The 18,042-nt window shown below is 64.0% G+C and carries 19 protein-coding genes; 13 read left to right on the top strand and 6 right to left on the bottom strand.

Translation table 11 applies throughout. From position 1 onward, the window contains the following. The first annotated feature begins 115 nt into the window (after positions 1-115). The 4 genes from ACP15W_RS04070 (at position 116) to ACP15W_RS04055 (ending at position 2,908) form a co-directional block, all read left to right on the top strand. Complete coding sequence (locus ACP15W_RS04070; RefSeq protein ID WP_424931546.1) at positions 116-736, top strand: AAA family ATPase; 621 nt, start codon at positions 116-118, stop codon at positions 734-736. Positions 737-895: 159 nt separating this feature from the next. Next, on the top strand, positions 896-1,201 hold the full coding sequence (locus ACP15W_RS04065) for a hypothetical protein (protein ID WP_424931545.1): 306 nt from the start codon (positions 896-898) through the stop codon (positions 1,199-1,201). A gap of 122 nt (positions 1,202-1,323) precedes the next feature. Beyond that, a complete protein-coding gene (locus tag ACP15W_RS04060; RefSeq protein ID WP_424931544.1) occupies positions 1,324-2,028 on the top strand; it encodes a CoA transferase subunit A in 705 nt (234 codons plus the stop codon). Between the two features lie 340 nt (positions 2,029-2,368). Further along, complete coding sequence (locus ACP15W_RS04055; protein ID WP_424931543.1) at positions 2,369-2,908, top strand: hypothetical protein; 540 nt, start codon at positions 2,369-2,371, stop codon at positions 2,906-2,908. Positions 2,909-2,918: 10 nt separating this feature from the next. Here the strand turns inward: ACP15W_RS04055 and ACP15W_RS04050 are convergent, their stop codons facing one another. Continuing rightward, complete coding sequence (locus ACP15W_RS04050) at positions 2,919-3,683, bottom strand: SDR family oxidoreductase (protein ID WP_424931542.1); 765 nt, start codon at positions 3,681-3,683, stop codon at positions 2,919-2,921. Between the two features lie 400 nt (positions 3,684-4,083). On the opposite strand from ACP15W_RS04050, the gene ACP15W_RS04045 reads away from it, so the two are divergent. The 3 genes from ACP15W_RS04045 (at position 4,084) to ACP15W_RS04035 (ending at position 6,298) form a co-directional block, all read left to right on the top strand. After that, positions 4,084-4,710: a 3-oxoacid CoA-transferase subunit B gene (locus ACP15W_RS04045; RefSeq protein ID WP_424931541.1), complete on the top strand. Its 627-nt coding sequence runs from the start codon at positions 4,084-4,086 to the stop codon at positions 4,708-4,710. Positions 4,711-4,918: 208 nt separating this feature from the next. Continuing rightward, the gene (locus ACP15W_RS04040) at positions 4,919-5,773 is read left to right on the top strand and encodes a prephenate dehydratase (RefSeq protein WP_424931540.1); all 855 of its coding nucleotides are present in this window, start codon (positions 4,919-4,921) and stop codon (positions 5,771-5,773) included. Positions 5,774-5,845: 72 nt separating this feature from the next. Continuing rightward, entirely contained in the window at positions 5,846-6,298 is a 453-nt protein-coding gene (locus tag ACP15W_RS04035) for a DUF4399 domain-containing protein (protein WP_424931539.1), read from the top strand. Between the two features lie 12 nt (positions 6,299-6,310). Here the strand turns inward: ACP15W_RS04035 and nudC are convergent, their stop codons facing one another. Both nudC and hpt read right to left on the bottom strand, forming a co-directional pair. Continuing rightward, on the bottom strand, positions 6,311-7,276 hold the full coding sequence (gene nudC / locus ACP15W_RS04030; protein WP_424931538.1) for an NAD(+) diphosphatase: 966 nt from the start codon (positions 7,274-7,276) through the stop codon (positions 6,311-6,313). Positions 7,277-7,304: 28 nt separating this feature from the next. Then, positions 7,305-7,844: a hypoxanthine phosphoribosyltransferase gene (gene hpt / locus ACP15W_RS04025; protein WP_424931537.1), complete on the bottom strand. Its 540-nt coding sequence runs from the start codon at positions 7,842-7,844 to the stop codon at positions 7,305-7,307. Between the two features lie 198 nt (positions 7,845-8,042). Here hpt and ACP15W_RS04020 point away from each other — a divergent pair, with 198 nt between their 5' ends. Further along, positions 8,043-8,510: a type II toxin-antitoxin system RatA family toxin gene (locus tag ACP15W_RS04020; protein WP_424931536.1), complete on the top strand. Its 468-nt coding sequence runs from the start codon at positions 8,043-8,045 to the stop codon at positions 8,508-8,510. Here the strand turns inward: ACP15W_RS04020 and ACP15W_RS04015 are convergent. Genes ACP15W_RS04015 through ACP15W_RS04005 form a run of 3 tightly spaced genes read right to left on the bottom strand, consistent with a single transcriptional unit; the run spans position 8,486 to position 10,610 of the window. Beyond that, on the bottom strand, positions 8,486-8,971 hold the full coding sequence (locus tag ACP15W_RS04015; protein WP_424931535.1) for a CinA family protein: 486 nt from the start codon (positions 8,969-8,971) through the stop codon (positions 8,486-8,488). The genes ACP15W_RS04020 and ACP15W_RS04015 overlap by 25 nt on opposite strands. After that, a complete protein-coding gene (locus ACP15W_RS04010; RefSeq protein ID WP_424931534.1) occupies positions 8,968-9,462 on the bottom strand; it encodes a phosphatidylglycerophosphatase A family protein in 495 nt (164 codons plus the stop codon). The genes ACP15W_RS04015 and ACP15W_RS04010 overlap by 4 nt, the downstream gene beginning before the upstream one ends. Beyond that, on the bottom strand, positions 9,459-10,610 hold the full coding sequence (locus ACP15W_RS04005; RefSeq protein WP_424931533.1) for a bifunctional 2-C-methyl-D-erythritol 4-phosphate cytidylyltransferase/2-C-methyl-D-erythritol 2,4-cyclodiphosphate synthase: 1,152 nt from the start codon (positions 10,608-10,610) through the stop codon (positions 9,459-9,461). Before ACP15W_RS04005 ends, ACP15W_RS04010 begins: the two co-directional genes overlap by 4 nt. Before the next feature lie 136 nt (positions 10,611-10,746). Here ACP15W_RS04005 and dusB point away from each other — a divergent pair, with 136 nt between their 5' ends. From dusB to ACP15W_RS03980, 5 genes are read left to right on the top strand one after another with little or no spacing between them, the layout of a single operon-like run. Further along, a complete protein-coding gene (dusB, locus tag ACP15W_RS04000; RefSeq protein WP_424931532.1) occupies positions 10,747-11,742 on the top strand; it encodes a tRNA dihydrouridine synthase DusB in 996 nt (331 codons plus the stop codon). Then, positions 11,709-12,848, top strand: a complete 1,140-nt coding sequence (locus tag ACP15W_RS03995; protein ID WP_424931530.1) for a two-component system sensor histidine kinase NtrB — start codon at positions 11,709-11,711, stop codon at positions 12,846-12,848. Before dusB ends, ACP15W_RS03995 begins: the two co-directional genes overlap by 34 nt. Before the next feature lie 3 nt (positions 12,849-12,851). Then, a complete protein-coding gene (ntrC, locus tag ACP15W_RS03990) occupies positions 12,852-14,303 on the top strand; it encodes a nitrogen regulation protein NR(I) (protein WP_424931529.1) in 1,452 nt (483 codons plus the stop codon). Between the two features lie 48 nt (positions 14,304-14,351). Next, on the top strand, positions 14,352-16,640 hold the full coding sequence (locus ACP15W_RS03985) for an ATP-binding protein (RefSeq protein ID WP_424931528.1): 2,289 nt from the start codon (positions 14,352-14,354) through the stop codon (positions 16,638-16,640). Beyond that, positions 16,637-18,034, top strand: coding sequence for a sigma-54-dependent transcriptional regulator (locus tag ACP15W_RS03980; RefSeq protein WP_424931527.1), 1,398 nt, complete (start codon positions 16,637-16,639; stop codon positions 18,032-18,034). Before ACP15W_RS03985 ends, ACP15W_RS03980 begins: the two co-directional genes overlap by 4 nt. The last annotated feature ends 8 nt before the right edge of the window (positions 18,035-18,042 follow it).

Raw genomic sequence — 18,042 nt, 5'->3', positions numbered from 1 at the left:
ATGTCCGTGAGGGTCAACCGGGCCAGGCAATCAGTCCCTTTTTATTCGAGTTTTATCTTTCCATACGATTTGCTTCCCATATACTGCGGATCGAGGGGCAGGAGGCACAGGATATATGGGCTATATAATTACTTTTGCCCAACAAAAGGGCGGTGCAGGCAAGACAACGGTTCTTGCGCATCTCGCAGCCGGCTGGGCGCGTGCAGGCAAGTCGGTCGCGCTTCTCGATCTGGACCCACAGCATTCGCTCACCCGCTGGGCTGAATTGCGGGCCGACCCGAATCTGACCCTGATCGAAAGCAGGAACTATCGCGCAGCAAGCGACATGAAACAGGCGCGAAAGAAGCACGATCTGGTGCTTGTCGATTGCCCGGGCGCGGATTCGACCCTGCTCGACAACGTCTTGCGCGAGAGCGACATGGTGGTCGCGCCCTGTCAGCCCTCGGCCGTGGACGTGTGGGCGAGCCAGACCGTCATAAGCAGTGCCGCGCGCTTCAAGACACCCTGCCGAATCCTTCTCAACCGTGTGCCGCCGCGGATGAGCACACTGGATGATATTCTCGACAGTCTGGGTGATGCGCAGGACCTTCTTCTGACCTCGCGTCTCGGGAACCGGGTGGCTTTCGCCCAGGCATTTCTTGATGGCAGAACCGCAGGGGAATTGTCGAACCGTTCGGCTGCGGCACGTGAAACAAAGGCGCTCCAAGCGGAGATCGAGGAGATCATCGCGGCCTGAACGCTGCTGTCCCATGAGTGAAATTCTCGAGAATTTCGCGTCTGACCACCGTTAATCAATGTGGTCCATGGAAGTAGACAGTAGACGAGCACCCACCCAATAATCGACAATTCGATTAGAATTGCCGCAATCGATCTTGCGGACAGTCCGGGGGTGGGCATGGGCGATCCGATGTACATTTTCTTTACAGAGGCCGTGGCCGGTGACGAAAGCAAGTATAGGCCTGGAGCGAGACATGCGCTCATCGTCTATGTGACGGGCACGACATCGGATGAGGCGCAGGAAAAAGCCCTGCGGGAGGTCGATGGGGCAGGCTGGATCTATCCTCGGGTCATTACCTGTGGCCCCGTCGTCAATGAAGCACTGGCGGACCGTCACCCGATCATGCAGCAGGCGCTGGATGGCGCGCGTGAGGCGGGTGCCTCGATGATCGTCTACACGGAAGAGATTCCGCACAACGCCTGAGTTCTCGGGCCGCGCAAGACCGGCAATTGGCCCTTGTCCCTCTTGACACCCACTGCGCCTTCCCGGATGCACGGGGCATCCAAAGTCGCGATGACGCGACGCCATAATACCGGGGGAAAGCGATGCAGAAAGTCTATAAATCCGCCGAAGCCGCGCTCGACGGCCTCTTGTTCGACGGCATGTTCATTGCGGCGGGCGGATTTGGCCTCTGCGGCATTCCCGAGCTTCTGATCGAGGCGATCAAGAAGGCGGGAACCAAGGACATTACCATCGCATCGAACAATTGCGGTGTGGACGATTTCGGCCTGGGAATCCTGCTCCAGACGAAGCAGATCAAGAAGATGATCTCTTCCTATGTGGGCGAGAATGCCGAATTCATGCGTCAGTATCTCAGCGGTGAACTAGAGCTGGAATTCAATCCTCAGGGCACGCTGGCGGAGCGCATGCGTGCGGGTGGTGCGGGTATTCCGGGCTTCTATACCAAGACCGGCGTCGGCACGGTGATTGCCGAAGGCAAGGAAGTGAAGAACTTCGACGGTCAGGATTACATTCTCGAACGTGGAATCGTGGCGGATCTTTCGATCGTCAAGGCATGGAAGGCGGATGACACCGGCAACCTCGTGTTCCGCAAGACCGCACGCAACTTCAACCCACCGGCCGCGACCTGCGGAAAGGTCTGTGTGGTGGAGGTCGAGGAGATCGTGCCGCGCGGTTCGCTTGATCCCGACCAGATCCATCTGCCTGGGATCTACGTGCATCGCCTGATCCAGGGTCAGCACGAGAAGCGCATCGAGCAGCGCACGACGCGGCCCAGAACAGCGGCCTGAACAGGGGCCGGGGAGCGCCCGCGCCGAGGCGTTGCGACCCCCGGAATTCGCCGCGAAATCGACGTATGGATTCTGTATGGAATCGATATGGTTTCGATATGGCTAGGAGAGCCATATCGGAATTCATCTTGGCTTAACTTCTGCGGCCTCGCGAGGGCCGCTTCAGTCGGTCGTGCCCTCACCGTCAGTTCGGCAGCAGCAGCCTTCGGAACCCCGCACGCGCTCATATGGATCGAGAGAAGCGCCCGGCCACCCGCGAGGTGAAGGCCGGGTGTCACCTCCTGTTAATCGGTCATCAGCACTCTGCCATTTCCATCCTGCCATCGGAAAGGCTACCTGCATGCCGCACGTCACGTCCTTCGCCATTGCAGCCGCGCTGTTCGGTTTGTCAGCCACACCCGCGAGCGCGTCCTATTGGGAAAAGGGCCATTGGCGGGTCCAGACGACTGACACCGGCAGCTGCGAGGTTCGCACCGGCGGCGACGGCAACGGCAGTCTCTCGCTCCACGTCGACCCCAAGGGGTTCAACGCGACCCTGGTCTATGAGCCGGTCTATTTCCGCGGCGAGGCCTTGCCGCTTCGGGACACCGATGAGATCTCGCTGATCTTCGACGGCGAGGAGAGCTGGCTGTCGAGCGAGGTCTTCGTTTCCGAGGGCACGAGCGATTGGGGCGAACCCTCGGTTGAGGCGATCATGACCACCGGGTTCATCGGCGATGCGGTGGCGGAGCTGCGCGCGAGCAATACCCTCATTGTCGCGCGGATGCGCGAGGGGGAAGCCCGGGTATTCGACACATACCTGCTGGACGGGTTCACCGCCAACTGGCTCAAGGCAGCCGAATGGTGCGACTTCGATCCTCGGGCCCTGCCATCGTCCTGATCCGGCCCTATCAGGCGGTCGCGCCCTCGACGGGGAGTTCGGCGGCGCGCCGGCCTTCGACCGTGCGGAGCGAAAAATCGGTGCCGCGATACGCGTCCCCACCCGGACCGCACAGCCAGGCGATGGCGCGGCCCACGGCTTCAGGCGGGATATGGGCCGACCAGTCGAGCTGGCTCACCGGGTTGATGCCCGAAGCCTTGATCGTGGTCTGCATCTCCGTCGCGACGGTGCCGGGGCTGAGGCCGATCACGCGGATGCCGCTCTCGCGATATTCCTTGTCGAGGCAGTGGGTGAGCGAAAGTGCGGCGGCTTTGGAGGCGCAGTAGTGGCTCCAGCCTTCGAGTGCGCCTGTGGCTGCTCCGGAACTGATGTTGATGATCGTGCCCGCACCCTTCGCCAGCATGCCGGGCAGGGCGGCACGGGCGCAGTTGTAGACGCCCTTGACGTTGACGTCGATCACGCGTGCCCATGCCTCGGGATCGCTTTCGTGGATCCGTGCAATCGGGTCGATCAGGCCGGCGTTGTTCACCAGAACGTCCACGCCTTCACCGACGGCTGCCTCGGCATCGGCGTATGATGCCACGTTGCAGGTCTTGGCCGTGGCCTTGCCGCCATCGGCGCGGATATCCTCGGCTATGGCCTCGATTGCACCGGCGCTGCGGGCGGCCAGAATGATGTCCGCTCCGAGGCCCGCCAGGTGGCGCGCGGTGGCCTCTCCAATACCGCGACTTGCACCCGTAATGAGCACCTTCCTGCCGGTGACTACATTTTGCATCTTCTATCCTCCTTGTCGCCGGCTTGCACCTTTGCGCGTGGGGCATCCATCGACTATGCACGTGACACGCCAAGGGACGCGCACGCGGGCGATGCGTGCCACAGATCCCCTGTCGGGTTTTCCGGAGCGAGGATCTAACCGGCTCAAGCCAGAAGACGAAAGGTAATTCTTGATGAAATCACCCGACGCAGACCTGCCGGTGCGCGCCTGTTGGCGGAGCGGCTCTGGCTTGACGAGCGGCATCCGGCAGATGAATCCGCGCACATGAACGCGGAATATGGCGTTCTGTGGTTTGACAAACTCTTCGCGATGCTTGACGGACATGTCGAGACGACTCCGGTCGCTCTGACCTCGTGATGTTCCGGAAGTGAACATGCTTGCAAGATATGGGAGAAACTGAATGCCCTGGGACCGCAACCAGATGGCCGCGCGGGCGGCGGAAGAACTCGAAGACGGAATGTATGTCAATCTCGGCATCGGCATCCCGACGCTGGTGGCGAACTACGTGGGCGACAAGGACATCACGCTTCAGTCCGAGAACGGCATGCTAGGCATGGGTCCGTTTCCCTACGAGGGCGAGGAAGATCCGGACCTGATCAACGCCGGCAAGCAGACGATCACGGAGCTCAACCGCACCTCCTATTTCGACAGCGCGACTTCCTTCGGGATGATCCGTGGCGGCAAGATTGCGGCGGCCATTCTCGGCGCGATGGAAGTGGCGGAAAACGGCGATCTGGCGAACTGGATGATCCCGGGCAAGCTGGTGAAGGGCATGGGCGGCGCGATGGATCTCGTGGCCGGTGTGCAGAAGGTTGTCGTGGTGATGGATCACGCCAACAAGAAGGGTGAGTCGAAGCTTCTGAAGGAATGCACGCTGCCGCTGACCGGCAAGGGTGTCGTCGACCGGATCATCACCAACCTGGGCGTGTTCGACGTGGTCGAAGGCGGGCTGAAGGTCGTGGAACTGGCCGATGGTGTGACCCGCGAAGAAGTCGACAAATACACCGAAGCCAATCTGGTTAACTGAGCCGCTCTAACACCTTGAAGCGCGAGAGCGGACTGCGCTTCTGAGACAATGGATCGCGGCCCTTTGAGGGTCGCGATTTTTCGTCTGGGATGGTCAGGGTTTCAGATGGGTCGGGTTCGGGCGGCGGCGGTGACGCTGGCCCCGTTGCAAATCCCCGCGCTGCCCCGTAAGCCCCCCGAACCATGACCAGAACCCAGTGGGGCAGACGATGACAGATCGGAGAGGACGGATTTCGTTCCAGGGCGTTCCCGGCGCCTATTCGCACCAGGCTTGTGCGGAAGCCTTTCCCGACTTTGAGGACCTGCCCTGCAATACCTTCGAGGGCGCGATCGCGGCGGTGAAGGAAGGCCGGGCAGATCTTGCCATGCTGCCGGTGGAGAACTCGACCTATGGGCGCGTGGCGGACATTCATCAGCTCTTGCCCGAATCCGGGCTCTACATCGTCGGAGAGCATTTCCTGCGGGTGCATATCAACCTGCTCGCTCTTCCCGGCACGCAGCTTGCGGATGTGCGCACGGCCATGAGTCACACGGTTCTGCTCGGGCAGTGCCGGGGGTTTCTTCAGGAGCACAAGCTTTCGCGCCGGGTGGCGGCGGATACGGCCGGTGCGGCGCAGGCCGTGGCCGAGAAGCGCGATCCCGCGGTGGCGGCGCTGGCCTCCGAACTGGCCGCGAAGATCTACGGGCTCGAGGTTCTGGCCCGCCATATCGAGGATCACGCCAACAATACGACGCGGTTTCTCGTGATGTCGCCGAAGCCGGCGGAAGCGCCGCGTGGTGATGTGCTGACGACCTTCGTCTTCCGGGTGCGCAACATTCCGGCAGCGCTCTACAAGGCCATGGGCGGGTTCGCGACCAATGGCGTCAACATGACCAAGCTCGAGAGCTACATGGTGAACGGTCATTTCACCGCGACGCAGTTCTATGCCGATATCGAGGGTCATCCGGAAGATCCGCCGGTGCAGCGCGCGCTCGAGGAACTGGCCTTCTTCACCGATCATCTGCAGATCATCGGGGTCTACCCGGCGCATCCCTTCCGGCACGAGCAGAGAAATGGGCATTGACCGGCGCCGAACAGGCGCTAGCCTGATTTGAAGGCGCTCACATAAGGCGCCGGAAACGGGAGGAAAAATCCAATGAGAATGTTCATGGCCACGATGCTGGCCACAACCTTTGCCGCGACCTTGACTGCGGGGGCGCTCGTCTCCGGTTCGGCCGCCATCGCCCAGCAGAAGCCCGCGCCCGAGGGGGCTTCGGTCTATTTCGTGTCACCCGAGGAGGGCGCGACGGTCTCTTCTCCGGTGCGGGTCGTCTTTGGGCTGACGGGGATGGGTATCGCGCCTGCGGGTGTCGAGAAGGCGGCCACGGGCCATCACCATCTGATCATCGATGTCGATCCCGAGAGCCTCGATCTGAGTGGTGCGCTGCCCGCCGATGAGAACGTGGTGCATTTCGGCGGCGGCCAGACCGAAACCGAGATCGATCTCGCGCCGGGCGAACACACGCTCTACCTGCTTCTTGGCGACGAGAACCACATTCCGTTCGATCCGCCGATCCTGTCGGAGCCGCTGACCATCACGGTGGAGTAGCGGCGCGACCGATCAGGCGAGACTGTCCGCCAGCCATCGCTCGATGAGAAACCGGGCGATGGATCCCTTGCGGGCTGGCCAGACACCGGGCAGATCGCCGATCATGGCGCGCAGCGTGTCCTCGCGGGTGAGCCAGAGCGCGTTGTCGAGTTCTTTCGGGTCCAGGCGGATGTCGCGTCCCAGAGCCACGCCGTGGCAGCCGATCATCAGGCTCGACGGGAAGGGCCAGGGCTGGCTCGCGAGATAGCCGACCTCGCCCACCGGCACGCCGGTTTCCTCGAAGGTTTCGCGGCGCACGGCGGCCTCCACGGTTTCGCCGGGTTCCATGAAGCCCGCGAGGAGGGAATACATGCCCTCCGGCCAGCCGGGCGACCGGCCCAGCAACAACGAGTTGCCATGGGTGATCAGCATGATGACGACGGGATCGGTGCGGGGAAAGTGATGCGCGCCACAGGCCGGGCAAGTGCGCCGCCAGCCGCCGTCGTCGATCTCCGAAGGGGCGCCGCAGCGGGCGCAGTAGCCGTGGGTTTCATGCCAGGCAAAGAGGCCGCGGGCGGTGGCGGCATTGCCTGCGTCGGCCTGGGCGAGCTGCCCCATGGAGGCGCGCAGATCGGCGAAGACGAACCGCGGGGGCAGGTCCGGGTGCGGCGTGCGGCTCGGATCCAGAAAGCCGGTGGTTTCGGTATGGGCGTCTTCCCAGTCGGGTATCAGGCGCGCGAAGCGAGGTGCCGTGCCCTCGAGGCCGAGAAAGACCGGGGCTTCGGTGGCGGACGCGAAGATCGGGTGGCCGGTTTCGAGCCAGGTGAGGGCGGGCGAAGTGCCCTCGGGCGCCTCGAGCAACGCCCGGTTTCGCCAGAAGGGCAGGCAGCGGGCCTCCGGATGGGCGAAGAATTCGGCGAGCTTTCCGGGATCGGCCCGAAAATGCGCGGCGCGGTCGAGCGTTGCGCCCGAGAATGTAGCGGCTTCGGCGTCTTTCATGGGTGTCTCCCGACCCGCGCGTCAGGGCTCATCCCGTGAAGCGCACCGAGCCGATGAAGGGCAGGTTGCGGTTTCGCTGGGCGTAGTCGATGCCGTAGCCGACGACGAACTCGTCGGGGATCTCGAAGCCGGTCCAACTGGCCTTGATGTCGATTTCGCGTCGGGAGGGTTTGTCGAGCAGGGCGCAGACCTCAAGGCGTGCCGGTTCGCGGGTGCGCAGGATGGCGAGGACGTGGCTGAGCGTGTAGCCGGTGTCGACGATATCCTCCACGAGCAACACGTCGCGCCCGGCGATCTCGCCACGCAAGTCCTTCAGAATGCGGACCTCGCGACTGCTTTCGGTGGAGTTTCCGTAGGAGGAGGCCTCCAGGAAATCGACCTCGACGGGCAGGTCGAGCTCGCGCACCAGGTCGGCGATGAAGATGAAGGAGCCCCTGAGAAGGCCAACGACCACCAGCTGTTGGGTGTCGTGGAAGTGGGTCTTGATCTCGCGCGCCAGCAGCTCGACACGCGCCGCGATCTGCTTGGCTGAGATCATCTCGTCGATGACGTAGTTCCTGTCGACCACCTCGGATCACCCTCTTCGCTGCTCGGCTCCGGCACGGTCTTCGCATCTCGCGCGGGCGGGCGCAATCCGCAGCGGGCATGTTTCCCGCAGGGCAGCATTGCGCGAATGAGACGGGCTTTTGCCTTGTGCTGTTGGGTCGGCTGTGGTTTGACCGGGCTTCAGTTGATCAGTTCAAGTCGATCGGACAGCCGCCTCAGAATGCCGACACACGCCGAAAAACGGATCATGCCCTACAGCGCGGACGAGATGTACGCGCTGATCGCGGATGTCTCGAAATATCCGGAGTTCCTTCCGTGGTGCGCTGCGGCGCGGGTGCGCGGATCGAAGCCTCTGCCCGATGAGAACGGCGAGGTCATGGATGCGGATCTGGTGATCTCGTTCAAGGTTTACCGGGAGAAATTCGGCTCGCGGGTCACGCTGCGGCCCGATCAGCACCGGATCGATGTCGAGTATCTCGACGGGCCGTTCAAGTATCTCAACAACCACTGGAAATTCGTGCCCCTCGACGAGAAGCGCTGCGAGGTGGACTTCTTCGTGGATTTCGAGTTCCGCTCCAGCATCCTGCAGCGCCTGATCGGCGTTGTCTTCAACGAGGCGATGCAGCGGATCGTGCGGGCCTTCGAACGCCGCGCCGAGCAGCTTTACGGGCCGCGCGCCAAGAGCTGAATTGCCATGTCCACGGCGATTTCGACCGTGGCCGCACGCACGTTCGCCCGACCGATGGCCCCAAAGCGGCGGTGATCCGTGCGGACCCTGTCCCCGAATGCGACCCCGAACCAGACCAGCCCCTCGGGCTTGGACTCGGACCCTCCGGGCCCCGCCACGCCGGTGGTGGCGATGGAAAGCTGGGCTCTCGAATGGGTGAGGGCGCCAATGGCCATGGCGCGCGCGACCTCCTCGGAGACGGCCCCATGCGTCGCGATCAGTTCCGGGTCGACACCCAGCATCTCGACCTTGGCTTCGTTGGAATAGGTCACGAAACCCCTGTCCACGACGCGCGACGAGCCGGGGATGTCGGTCAGAGCTGCGCTCACGAGGCCGCCGGTGCAGCTTTCCGCCGTGGCGATGAGGATGCCGCGCCCCCGTGCATTGTCCAGCAGGTCGACAGCCTTGAGAACACTCATCATCCGGTCATTGCTCCATGAGCGATCGCCGCAGCGATCGCGACGCAGGCAGCGGCGAGAATGCCGGCCAGGACATCATCGAGCATGACGCCGAGCGGGCTGTGAAGATTGTCGGCCCAGGAAACCGGCCAAGGCTTCCAGATGTCGAAGATGCGGAAGAGAAGGAACCCGCCGATCCAGCCGGGGTAGGGAAAGATGTGGGGCGCGACACCGGCGTGCCAGAGCCCCGCAGACAATGGCACCAGCGCGATCCATTGTCCAACGACTTCGTCGATCACGATCTCGGACGGGTCGGGGTTTTCGCCCGATGACGTTTCGCGCGTGGTGGCCCAGAGGCCGATGAAAAAGACGGCGACGATCGCAAGGGCGAGGGCGGGAAAGCCGCCGCTCCAGTGCAGGAGCCAGGCGAGGGGGAGGGCGGCCAGTGACCCGAAGGTGCCGGGGGCGACGGGAATGAGGCCCACGAAGCCGAATGTGGCGATGAACCGGCTCATGTCTTCACAAGTGTAGCTGTGGCGAAAGCGGCGATGCCCTCGCCGCGACCGGTGAAGCCGAGCTGTTCGGAGGTCGTGGCCTTGACGCTGACGCGCTCGGTCGCGATGCCGGTGATCCGGGCAAGCTGTTCACGCATGGCATCTGCGTGTGGCCCGATCTTGGGGCGTTCGCAGATGAGCGTGCAGTCGAGATGGGTGATCGCGAAACCGCGCGCTGCGGCCCGCTCGGCGGCCTTGGCGAGGAAGATCTCGGAGGCGGCGCCCTTCCACTGTGGATCGGAAGGCGGGAACCATTGGCCGATATCGCCTTCCGCCAGCGCGCCGAAGATGGCATCGGTCACCGCGTGCATGCCCACATCGGCATCGGAATGGCCGATCAGGCCGTGATCATGGGGGATGTCCACGCCGCAGAGGGTGACGGAGGAGCCCGGGCCGAGCTTGTGGACGTCGAAGCCGTTTCCGGTGCGGATGTCGGGAGTTTGCATGAGGCCCTGTCTTGCCCGATCGAGGTCGGCGCGGGTTGTGATCTTGAAGTTTCCTTCTGCACCCTCGACCACCCCGACCACAAGCCCCGCCGCGATGGCGACCTCGACATCATCGGCGGCATCACCCTCATGCGCTGCGTGGGCTGCGAGAATCCCGGCAAAATCGAAGCCCTGCGGTGTCTGGGCGCGCCAGAGGCCCGCGCGCGGGACCGGGTGCCGGGCCTCGCCGTCTTCGGCGGACCAGAGCGCATCGACCACGGGCAGGGCCGGGAAGGCGCCGGATCTCCCGGCGAGCGCGTCGATGACCGCCGTGAGGGTGGATGCGGTGACGAAGGGGCGCGCGCCGTCATGGATGAGCACGTTTCGCGGACGGTTTGCCGCCAGGGCCTCGAGGCCTGCGCGCACGGAGAGCGATCGCGTGGTGCCGCCCTCGACGGGGGGGAGGAGGCGCGGTGTGTCGAGCCCGGATATCGCCGCCCTGTAGAGCGGCAGATCGTCGGGATGGATCACCACGGCGACGCATTGAATGCGGGGATGGGCGAGAAAGCGGTCGATGGAGTGGCGCAGGATGGCCTGCCCGCCGAGATCGAGATACTGTTTGGGAATCTCGCCGCCCAGCCGCTGGCCGCGTCCGGCGGCCACAATCAATCCGGCGCTTGTCATCTGCCCTGCCTCCTGCTCGCGCGGAGCTTATAGGGCGGGTCGATTAACTCTACAATGTTTGGGCATATGCTTATATATTGCCAGTCTTTCCGGCATGGGGTATGCAAAGCGTTAATGGTGCATACGGAATAAGCAAATGTCTGTCGGGATTGGGGGCAAGTCTTACGCTCCGCCTGTTTTTCTCGCACCTATGGCGGGAATTACCGATCGGCCCTTCCGGAGAGCTGTTCTCCGGTATGGTGCGGGGCTGGTCGTGTCCGAAATGGTTGCGAGCCGCGAGGTGTTGAGCGCCGGGCGCGGCGCCCGCGCGCGTGCCGAACTTGGCGCGGAGGACGATCGCACATCTGTACAGATCGCGGGCAACGAGCCCGAACTGATGGCCGAAGCGGCGCGCTACTGTGCCGGCGCAGGTGCGCGGATCATCGACATCAATTTCGGCTGCCCGGCCAAGAAGGTCACGACAGGATGGTCCGGCTCGGCGCTGATGCGCAAGCCCGATCTCGCGCAGGCCATCATCGAGGCTGTGGCGGAGGCCGTAAGCCTGCCGGTGACGGTCAAGATGCGGCTCGGCTGGGACGATGCGGCGCGCAATGCGCCCGATTTCGCCCGAATGGCGCAGGATGCGGGCGCCTGCATGGTGGCGGTTCATGGCCGGACGCGCTGTCAGTTCTACAAGGGAAGCGCCGATTGGGGGGCGGTTCGGGCGGTGCGCGAAGCCGTTTCCCTCCCGCTGCTGGTCAATGGCGATATCGTCGACGGGGCGTCCGCCGCCCAAGCGCTGCGGCTTTCCGGGGCGGATGGGGTGATGATCGGGCGCGGTGCGCGTGGCCGGCCCTGGGTTCTGAGCCAGATCGCGGCGGCGCTCGAAGGCCGCCCGGTGCCGCCTGATCCGGGGGTGGACGAATTGGTCGATCTGGTTGTCGGTCACTACGAGGACATGCTGCGTTTCTACGGCAGCGAGCTTGGTGTCCGGGTCGCGCGCAAGCATCTCGGCTGGTATCTCGACCGGCTCGACGGCGCGGCTCCGCTGCGTGCCCATGTCATGCGGCTTCCGGACCCCGCGGCCGTCATCAATGCGCTTCAAACAGGGATACCTTCTTGCAATTCGTCCAAACTGCAGGCCGTGGCCTGATGGATATCGGTTTCGAGGCGCTCTGGAGCGCGATTCCGTATCCCGGTCTCATCATCAGCAAGGATGACACGATCCGGGCCGCCAATCCGGCCGCCGAGGACTTCGGTTCGACCTCGTTCCGGCAGATGCGCGGCAAGCCGCTGACCAAGTTTCTCGGACCCAACAGCGTCGTCGTCGATGTGATCAACCAGGCACGCAGGAGCGATGTCTCGGTGACGCAATACAACGTCACCGTGAGCTGGCAGGGCATGCCGCCTGCGTTGCAGAACGTTCATGCCGCGCCGATGCACGAGGCGGATGGGGAGATCCTGCTTCTGATGCATCCTCGCGGCATGGCGGAAAAGATGGATCGCAGCCTGAGCCACCGCTCCGCGGCGCGCTCCGTCTCGGGAATGGCGGCAATGCTGGCCCACGAGATCCGCAATCCGCTCGCCGGCATTTCCGGCGCAGCGCAGCTTCTGGAAATGGGGCTGGGCGAGGCGGATCGCGAACTGACCGGCCTGATCCAGGAAGAGGCTGCGCGGATCGGGGCGCTGGTGGACCGGGTGGAGCAGTTCGGCGATCTGCGGCCCGCATCACGCCGGGCGATCAACATTCATGACGTGCTTGATCGCGCCCGGCGTTCGGCACAGGCGGGTTTCGCGGCGCATGCGCGCTTTCACGAGGAGTTCGACCCCTCGCTGCCGCCGGCCTCCGGCGATCCGGACCAGCTCTTGCAGGTCTTCCAGAACCTTCTGAAGAACGCCGCGGAAGCCATTCCGCGTGTGGGTGGCGCGATCTCCATCGGAACGGCCTTCCGGCCCGGTGTGAAGCTTTCGCGGCCCGGCGGCGCGAGCGAGAGCCTGCCGCTCCTGGTGACCATCACGGACAACGGGCCCGGGATTCCGGAAACGCTGATCAGCGACATCTTCGACCCCTTCGTCAGTTCCAAGGAGAACGGCACGGGCCTCGGGCTTTCGCTCGTCTCCAAGATCATTTCCGATCACGGCGGGACGGTGGAATGCGAGAGCCGGCCGGGACGCACGCGGTTCATCGTGCGGCTGCCGGTCTGGAACGAACGGTCGGCGCCGCAGAGCAAGAACAAGAAAATCGAGAAAGGACGTTAACGGATGGAAGGAACGATCCTTGTCGCCGATGATGATCGCACGATCCGCACGGTTCTGGCGCAGGCGCTGACCCGCGCCGGGTGCCGGGTGCGCGCAACCGGGACCGCCTCGACGCTCTGGCGCTGGGTGGACGAAGGGGAGGGTGACGTGGTCGTGACCGATGTCATGATGCCCGACGGCGATGCGCTCGACCTCCTGCCCGCCATCAAGAAGCGCCGGCCCGACCTGCCGGTGATCGTGATGAGCGCGCAGAACACGGTGATGACGGCGATCCGCGCGGCGGAGGTGGGGGTCTACGAATACCTCCCCAAACCCTTCGATCTGAAGGAAGTTCTGGGGCAGGTCTCCAAGGCGCTGAAGCAGAAGTCGCGCCGCGGGCCCATTTCGGATGACGAGCCGGTGCAGCGCGAGGAAAACCTGCCGCTGATCGGCCGCAGCCCGGCGATGCAGGAGGTCTACCGCATTCTCGCGCGGCTCATGAACACCGATCTCGGCGTCATGATCAATGGCGAGAGCGGCACCGGCAAGGAGCTGGTCGCGCGGGCGCTGCACAACTTCGGCATGCGCAAGGACGGGCCTTTCGTGGCGATCAACATGGCGGCGATCCCGCGCGATCTGATCGAGAGCGAGCTGTTCGGGCACGAGAAGGGCGCCTTCACCGGGGCCGACCGGGCCATGGCGGGAAAGTTCGAGCTGGCGCGTGGCGGCACGCTTTTCCTCGACGAGGTGGGCGACATGCCGCTCGATGCGCAGACACGGCTGCTGCGCGTGCTCCAGGAGGGCGAGTTCACCCGCGTCGGCGGGCGCGACGTGCAGGCGGCGGATGCGCGTATCGTCGCCGCAACCCACCAGGATCTGCGCGGGCTGATCACGGAGGGCCGCTTCCGCGAGGACCTCTTCTACCGGCTCAACGTGGTGCCGATCCGCCTGCCGCCCCTGCGCGAGCGGCTCGAGGATGTGCCCGATCTCGCGCGCTCCTTCCTGCGCAAGGCCGAGACAGAGGGACTGCCGCGCAAGACCATCTCGCGCGAGGCACTCGACATCCTGAAAAAGCAGGAATGGACCGGGAATGTCCGCGAACTGGAGAATCTCATCCGTCGGCTCTGCGTGCTTTGCACCGATGACGTGATCTCGGCAAATGTTGTCACGCAGGAGGTTTCCGCTCGGCCAAGTTCCTCCACTCCGGCGCAGAACGCCCAGCCCCAGAGGCTCGCGCATGCCATAGAGGCGCATTTACGCCGATACTTCGATCTCCACGGGGACACGTTGCCGCCGAACGGACTTTATGACCGTATTCTCAAGGAGATGGAGCTGCCTCTTATCGCACTTTCTCTCTCCGCGACGCGCGGAAATCAGGTCAGAACGGCCGAATTGTTGGGAATCAATCGGAATACTCTGCGAAAAAAGATTCGGGATCTGGACATTCGGGTGACACGTGGCAAGAAAATGATGTAGAAAGGTCACAGTCGAGCCTTTTGCAACAAAGAAGCGCGCCACGGATAAATGCGCCTACATTCCCTGAGCCTTGCTGGAGAGAGATTGCTGCGCTGGCAGAGTCGCCCCAGCGTGAAAACCGCATCGCGCTGGACCATGCTGGCGCTTGGTCCTCTGCTCGCGGCCGCGACCTTCGCGGCGCTCGGCGGGATCGATGCGCTTTCCAGCCAGCCGGTGCTGCGCACGCTGCTGATCTGCGATTTCGTCTATGCCCTGACGGTCGCGATGTTCGTGGCGCGGCGGATCGCGGAGATGATCGCGGCGCGCAAGCGGCGTTCGGCGGGGGCAAAGCTGCACATGCGGCTGGTGCGCTTTTTCACGGCGATCGCGCTCATCCCCACCATTCTTGTCGCGATCTTCGCCACGGTCACGCTGAATTTCGGCTTAGAGGGCTGGTTCTCCGAGCGGGTTCGCGACGTGGTTTCCAATTCGATGGCGGCTGCAGAAGCCTATGAGGAGGAGCATCGCACGACGCTTCAGACCGATGCTCGGATGCTGGGCTATTTCCTCTCCGAACAGAAACAGCGCCAACCGCTGATGTCCGGGGGACGGTTGCGGGAACTTCTCACCGCTGGCCAGCTTCAGATGCAGCGCGCGCTGCCCAAGGCTTACGTCATCACCGGGGCGGGGGAACTGAGCGCGCGGGGCGAGCGCAGTTATCTCTTCGATTACATCCAGCCCAGCGAGGCCGATATCGAGAGGGCCTCCGCCGGCGAGGTCGTGGTGATCGAGGACTGGGAGAACAACGAGTTTCGCGCGTTGCTCCAGTTGCAGGGTTTCGCGGATCGCTATCTCTACGTGAGCCGCGCGGTGGATGGCGAGATCCTCGGGCTGCTCGACGAGACGCAGGAGACCGTGCGCCTCTACCAGCAGCTCGAGAACGACCGGGGTCGGCTGATCTTCGAGTTCGCGCTGATCTACATGGGCGTGGCGCTGGTGGTGATTCTCGCGGCTGTCTGGATGGGGCTCTGGTTCGCGGAGCGGCTTTCCCGGCCCGTGGGCAAGCTCGCGAGCGCGGCGGAGCGCGTCGGCAGCGGCGATCTGAATGTCCGGGTGAGCGAGTCCCGCAGCGATGACGAGATTGCACTCCTGGGCCAGACCTTCAACAAGATGACCCGGCAGCTCAAGGCGCAGCGCGATGAGCTCATTGCCTCCCATGACGAGACAGATCGGCGGCGCAGGCTCTTCGACTCGGTCCTTACCGGGGTGACGGCGGGAGTGATCGGGCTCGACAGCGCGGGGCGGATCGAGGTGGTGAATACCGCTGCCATCGAGCTTCTCGCGCTCGATCCGAAAGGCGTGCACGGCGCGTTTCTTGCCGATATCGTGCCGGAGTTCGCCGACCTGATGGACAAGCTCGACAGCCGGGCGTCCTCGGTCGCCAAGGGCGACGTGCGTCTGCGACGTCACGCGCTCGAACGCGAGCTGCTTGTCCGTGTCGCGGCGCGCGAGGCTGGTGACGGCGACCTTGAGGGGTATGTGGTGTCCTTCGACGATGTGACCGACCTCGTGGTGGCGCAGCGCATGGCGGCCTGGGGGGATGTGGCGCGGCGGATTGCCCATGAGGTCAAGAACCCGCTCACGCCGATCCAGCTCTCGGCAGAGCGGATGCGGCGCAAGTTCGGCCCCATCGTGGGCGACAAGCGCGAGTCGCTGGAGCAGCTTGCTGATGTGATCGTGCGCCAGACCAATGATTTGAGGCGCATCGTGGACGAGTTCTCGAAATTCGCCCGGATGCCGGCGCCGGAGCGCAAGTCGCAGGACGTGAAGAAGCTGGTGATGGATGCGGTGCTGCTGCAGGAGACCGCGCGGCCGGATATTAAGTTTGAGGTGGACCTTCCCGAGCACGGCGTTCTGGCGCGGCTCGACGGCACGATGATCAATCAGGCGCTGACAAACGTTCTCAAGAACGCGTCGGAAGCCATTGATACCAGGAAGGAAGAGGGTCGGGACGAGAAGGGCGCCATCCGGGTTTGCCTGACCGCCGAGCCCGATCTGCTCGTTCTGGACATACAGGATAACGGGACCGGGTTGCCGAACCAGCCCGAACGGCTCTTCGAGCCATATGTCACCAGCCGGCCGAAAGGGACCGGACTGGGACTTTCCATCGTGAAGAAGATTGTCGAGGAGCATGGCGGCTCGCTGGAGATGCGCCCCGCACCCCTCTTCGCCGATGACCAGGAAAAGCCGGGTGCCTGGATGCGGATCCTGCTCCCGCAGGCGCTGGCCACGCCCGGCGACGCCGACCTCCCCGCCAGAAGCACCTATCCCGAGACGTTGAAAGAGAGAACAACATGAGCGACATTCTCGTGGTTGATGATGAACGCGACATTCGCGACCTGATCGGAGACATTCTCGAGGACGAGGGGCATTCCGTCCGGCTCGCCTGGGACAGCACTTCCGCGCTCGAGGAGATCAACAGGGCGGCGCCCGATCTCATCATTCTCGACATCTGGCTCAAGGACAGCCGGCTCGACGGGATCGACATCCTGAAGCAGGTTCGGCGGGATAACCCCTCCATTCCGGTGGTCATCATCTCCGGCCATGGCAATATCGAGATCGCGGTCGCGGCGATCAAGCAAGGCGCCTACGACTTCATCGAGAAGCCCTTCAACATCGACCAGCTCATGGTGGTGATCACCCGCGCGCTGGAAACCTCGCAGTTGCGGCGGGAGAACGCGGCGCTCAAGGGGCAGGACGTGAAGAGCCTGAAGATGATCGGCTCGAGCCCGGCATTCCGGCAGATGAGATCGCGGCTCGACAAGGTCGCGCGCACCAACAGCCGGGTGATGCTGACCGGACCCGCGGGGTCGGGCAAGGATTCGGCTGCGCGCTACATCCATGCCCATTCGGACCGCTCCCTCAATCCTTTCGTGGTGGTCACGTCGGCCTCGGTCGGAGCCGACCAGATGGAGGAGGTGCTCTTCGGGCGTGACACGCTGGAGCGCGGTGTCGAGCCGGGGCTGCTCGAGCGGGCCAATACCGGCACGATCTTCTTCGACGAGATCGCCGACATGCCGCTCGGGACGCAGTCGAAGATCCTTCGGGTTCTGGTCGATCAGGCGTTTCAGCGCGTGGGCGGGACGGATACCGTGCGTGTGGATGTGCGGGTGATCTCGGCCACGACGCGCGATCTCGATTCCGAGATCCGGGCCGGGCGTTTCCGGACCGAGCTCTATCACCGGCTCAACGTGGTGCCGATCGAGGTGCCGGGCCTCGATCAGCGGCGCGAGGACATTCCCGAGCTTGCGCGGTATTTCCTCAATGATCTCAACGATGCGCAGGGCCTGCCGAAGCGTGAACTCGCGCCTGAGACGGAGGCGCATCTGCAGACCATGCAGTGGCCCGGCAATGTGCGCCAGCTGCGCAACCTGCTGGAGCGCGCGCTGATCCTCGGATCCAGTTCGGCCCCGATCGGGCCGGACGAACTGGCGGCGGAGGCCGCGGTCAGCGAAGGCGTGGATGGCGGTTTCCTTGGCGCGGCCTTTGCCGGCCTGCCGCTGCGCGAAGCGCGCGAGACCTTCGAGCGCGAATACCTGATGGCACAGATCAGCCGGTTTGGCGGGAACATCTCGCGCACCGCGAACTTCGTCGGGATGGAGCGCTCGGCCTTGCATCGGAAGCTGAAGTCGCTCAACGTCATTCCGGGGGGCCGCTCGCAGAAGAACGAAGAGGCCGAAGAACACGCGTGATCCGCGAG

Source organism: Amaricoccus macauensis (assembly GCF_049800915.1).
Classification (GTDB): Bacteria; Pseudomonadota; Alphaproteobacteria; order Rhodobacterales; family Rhodobacteraceae; genus Amaricoccus; species Amaricoccus macauensis_A.
This window is presented reverse-complemented; position numbering and strand designations above follow the sequence as displayed.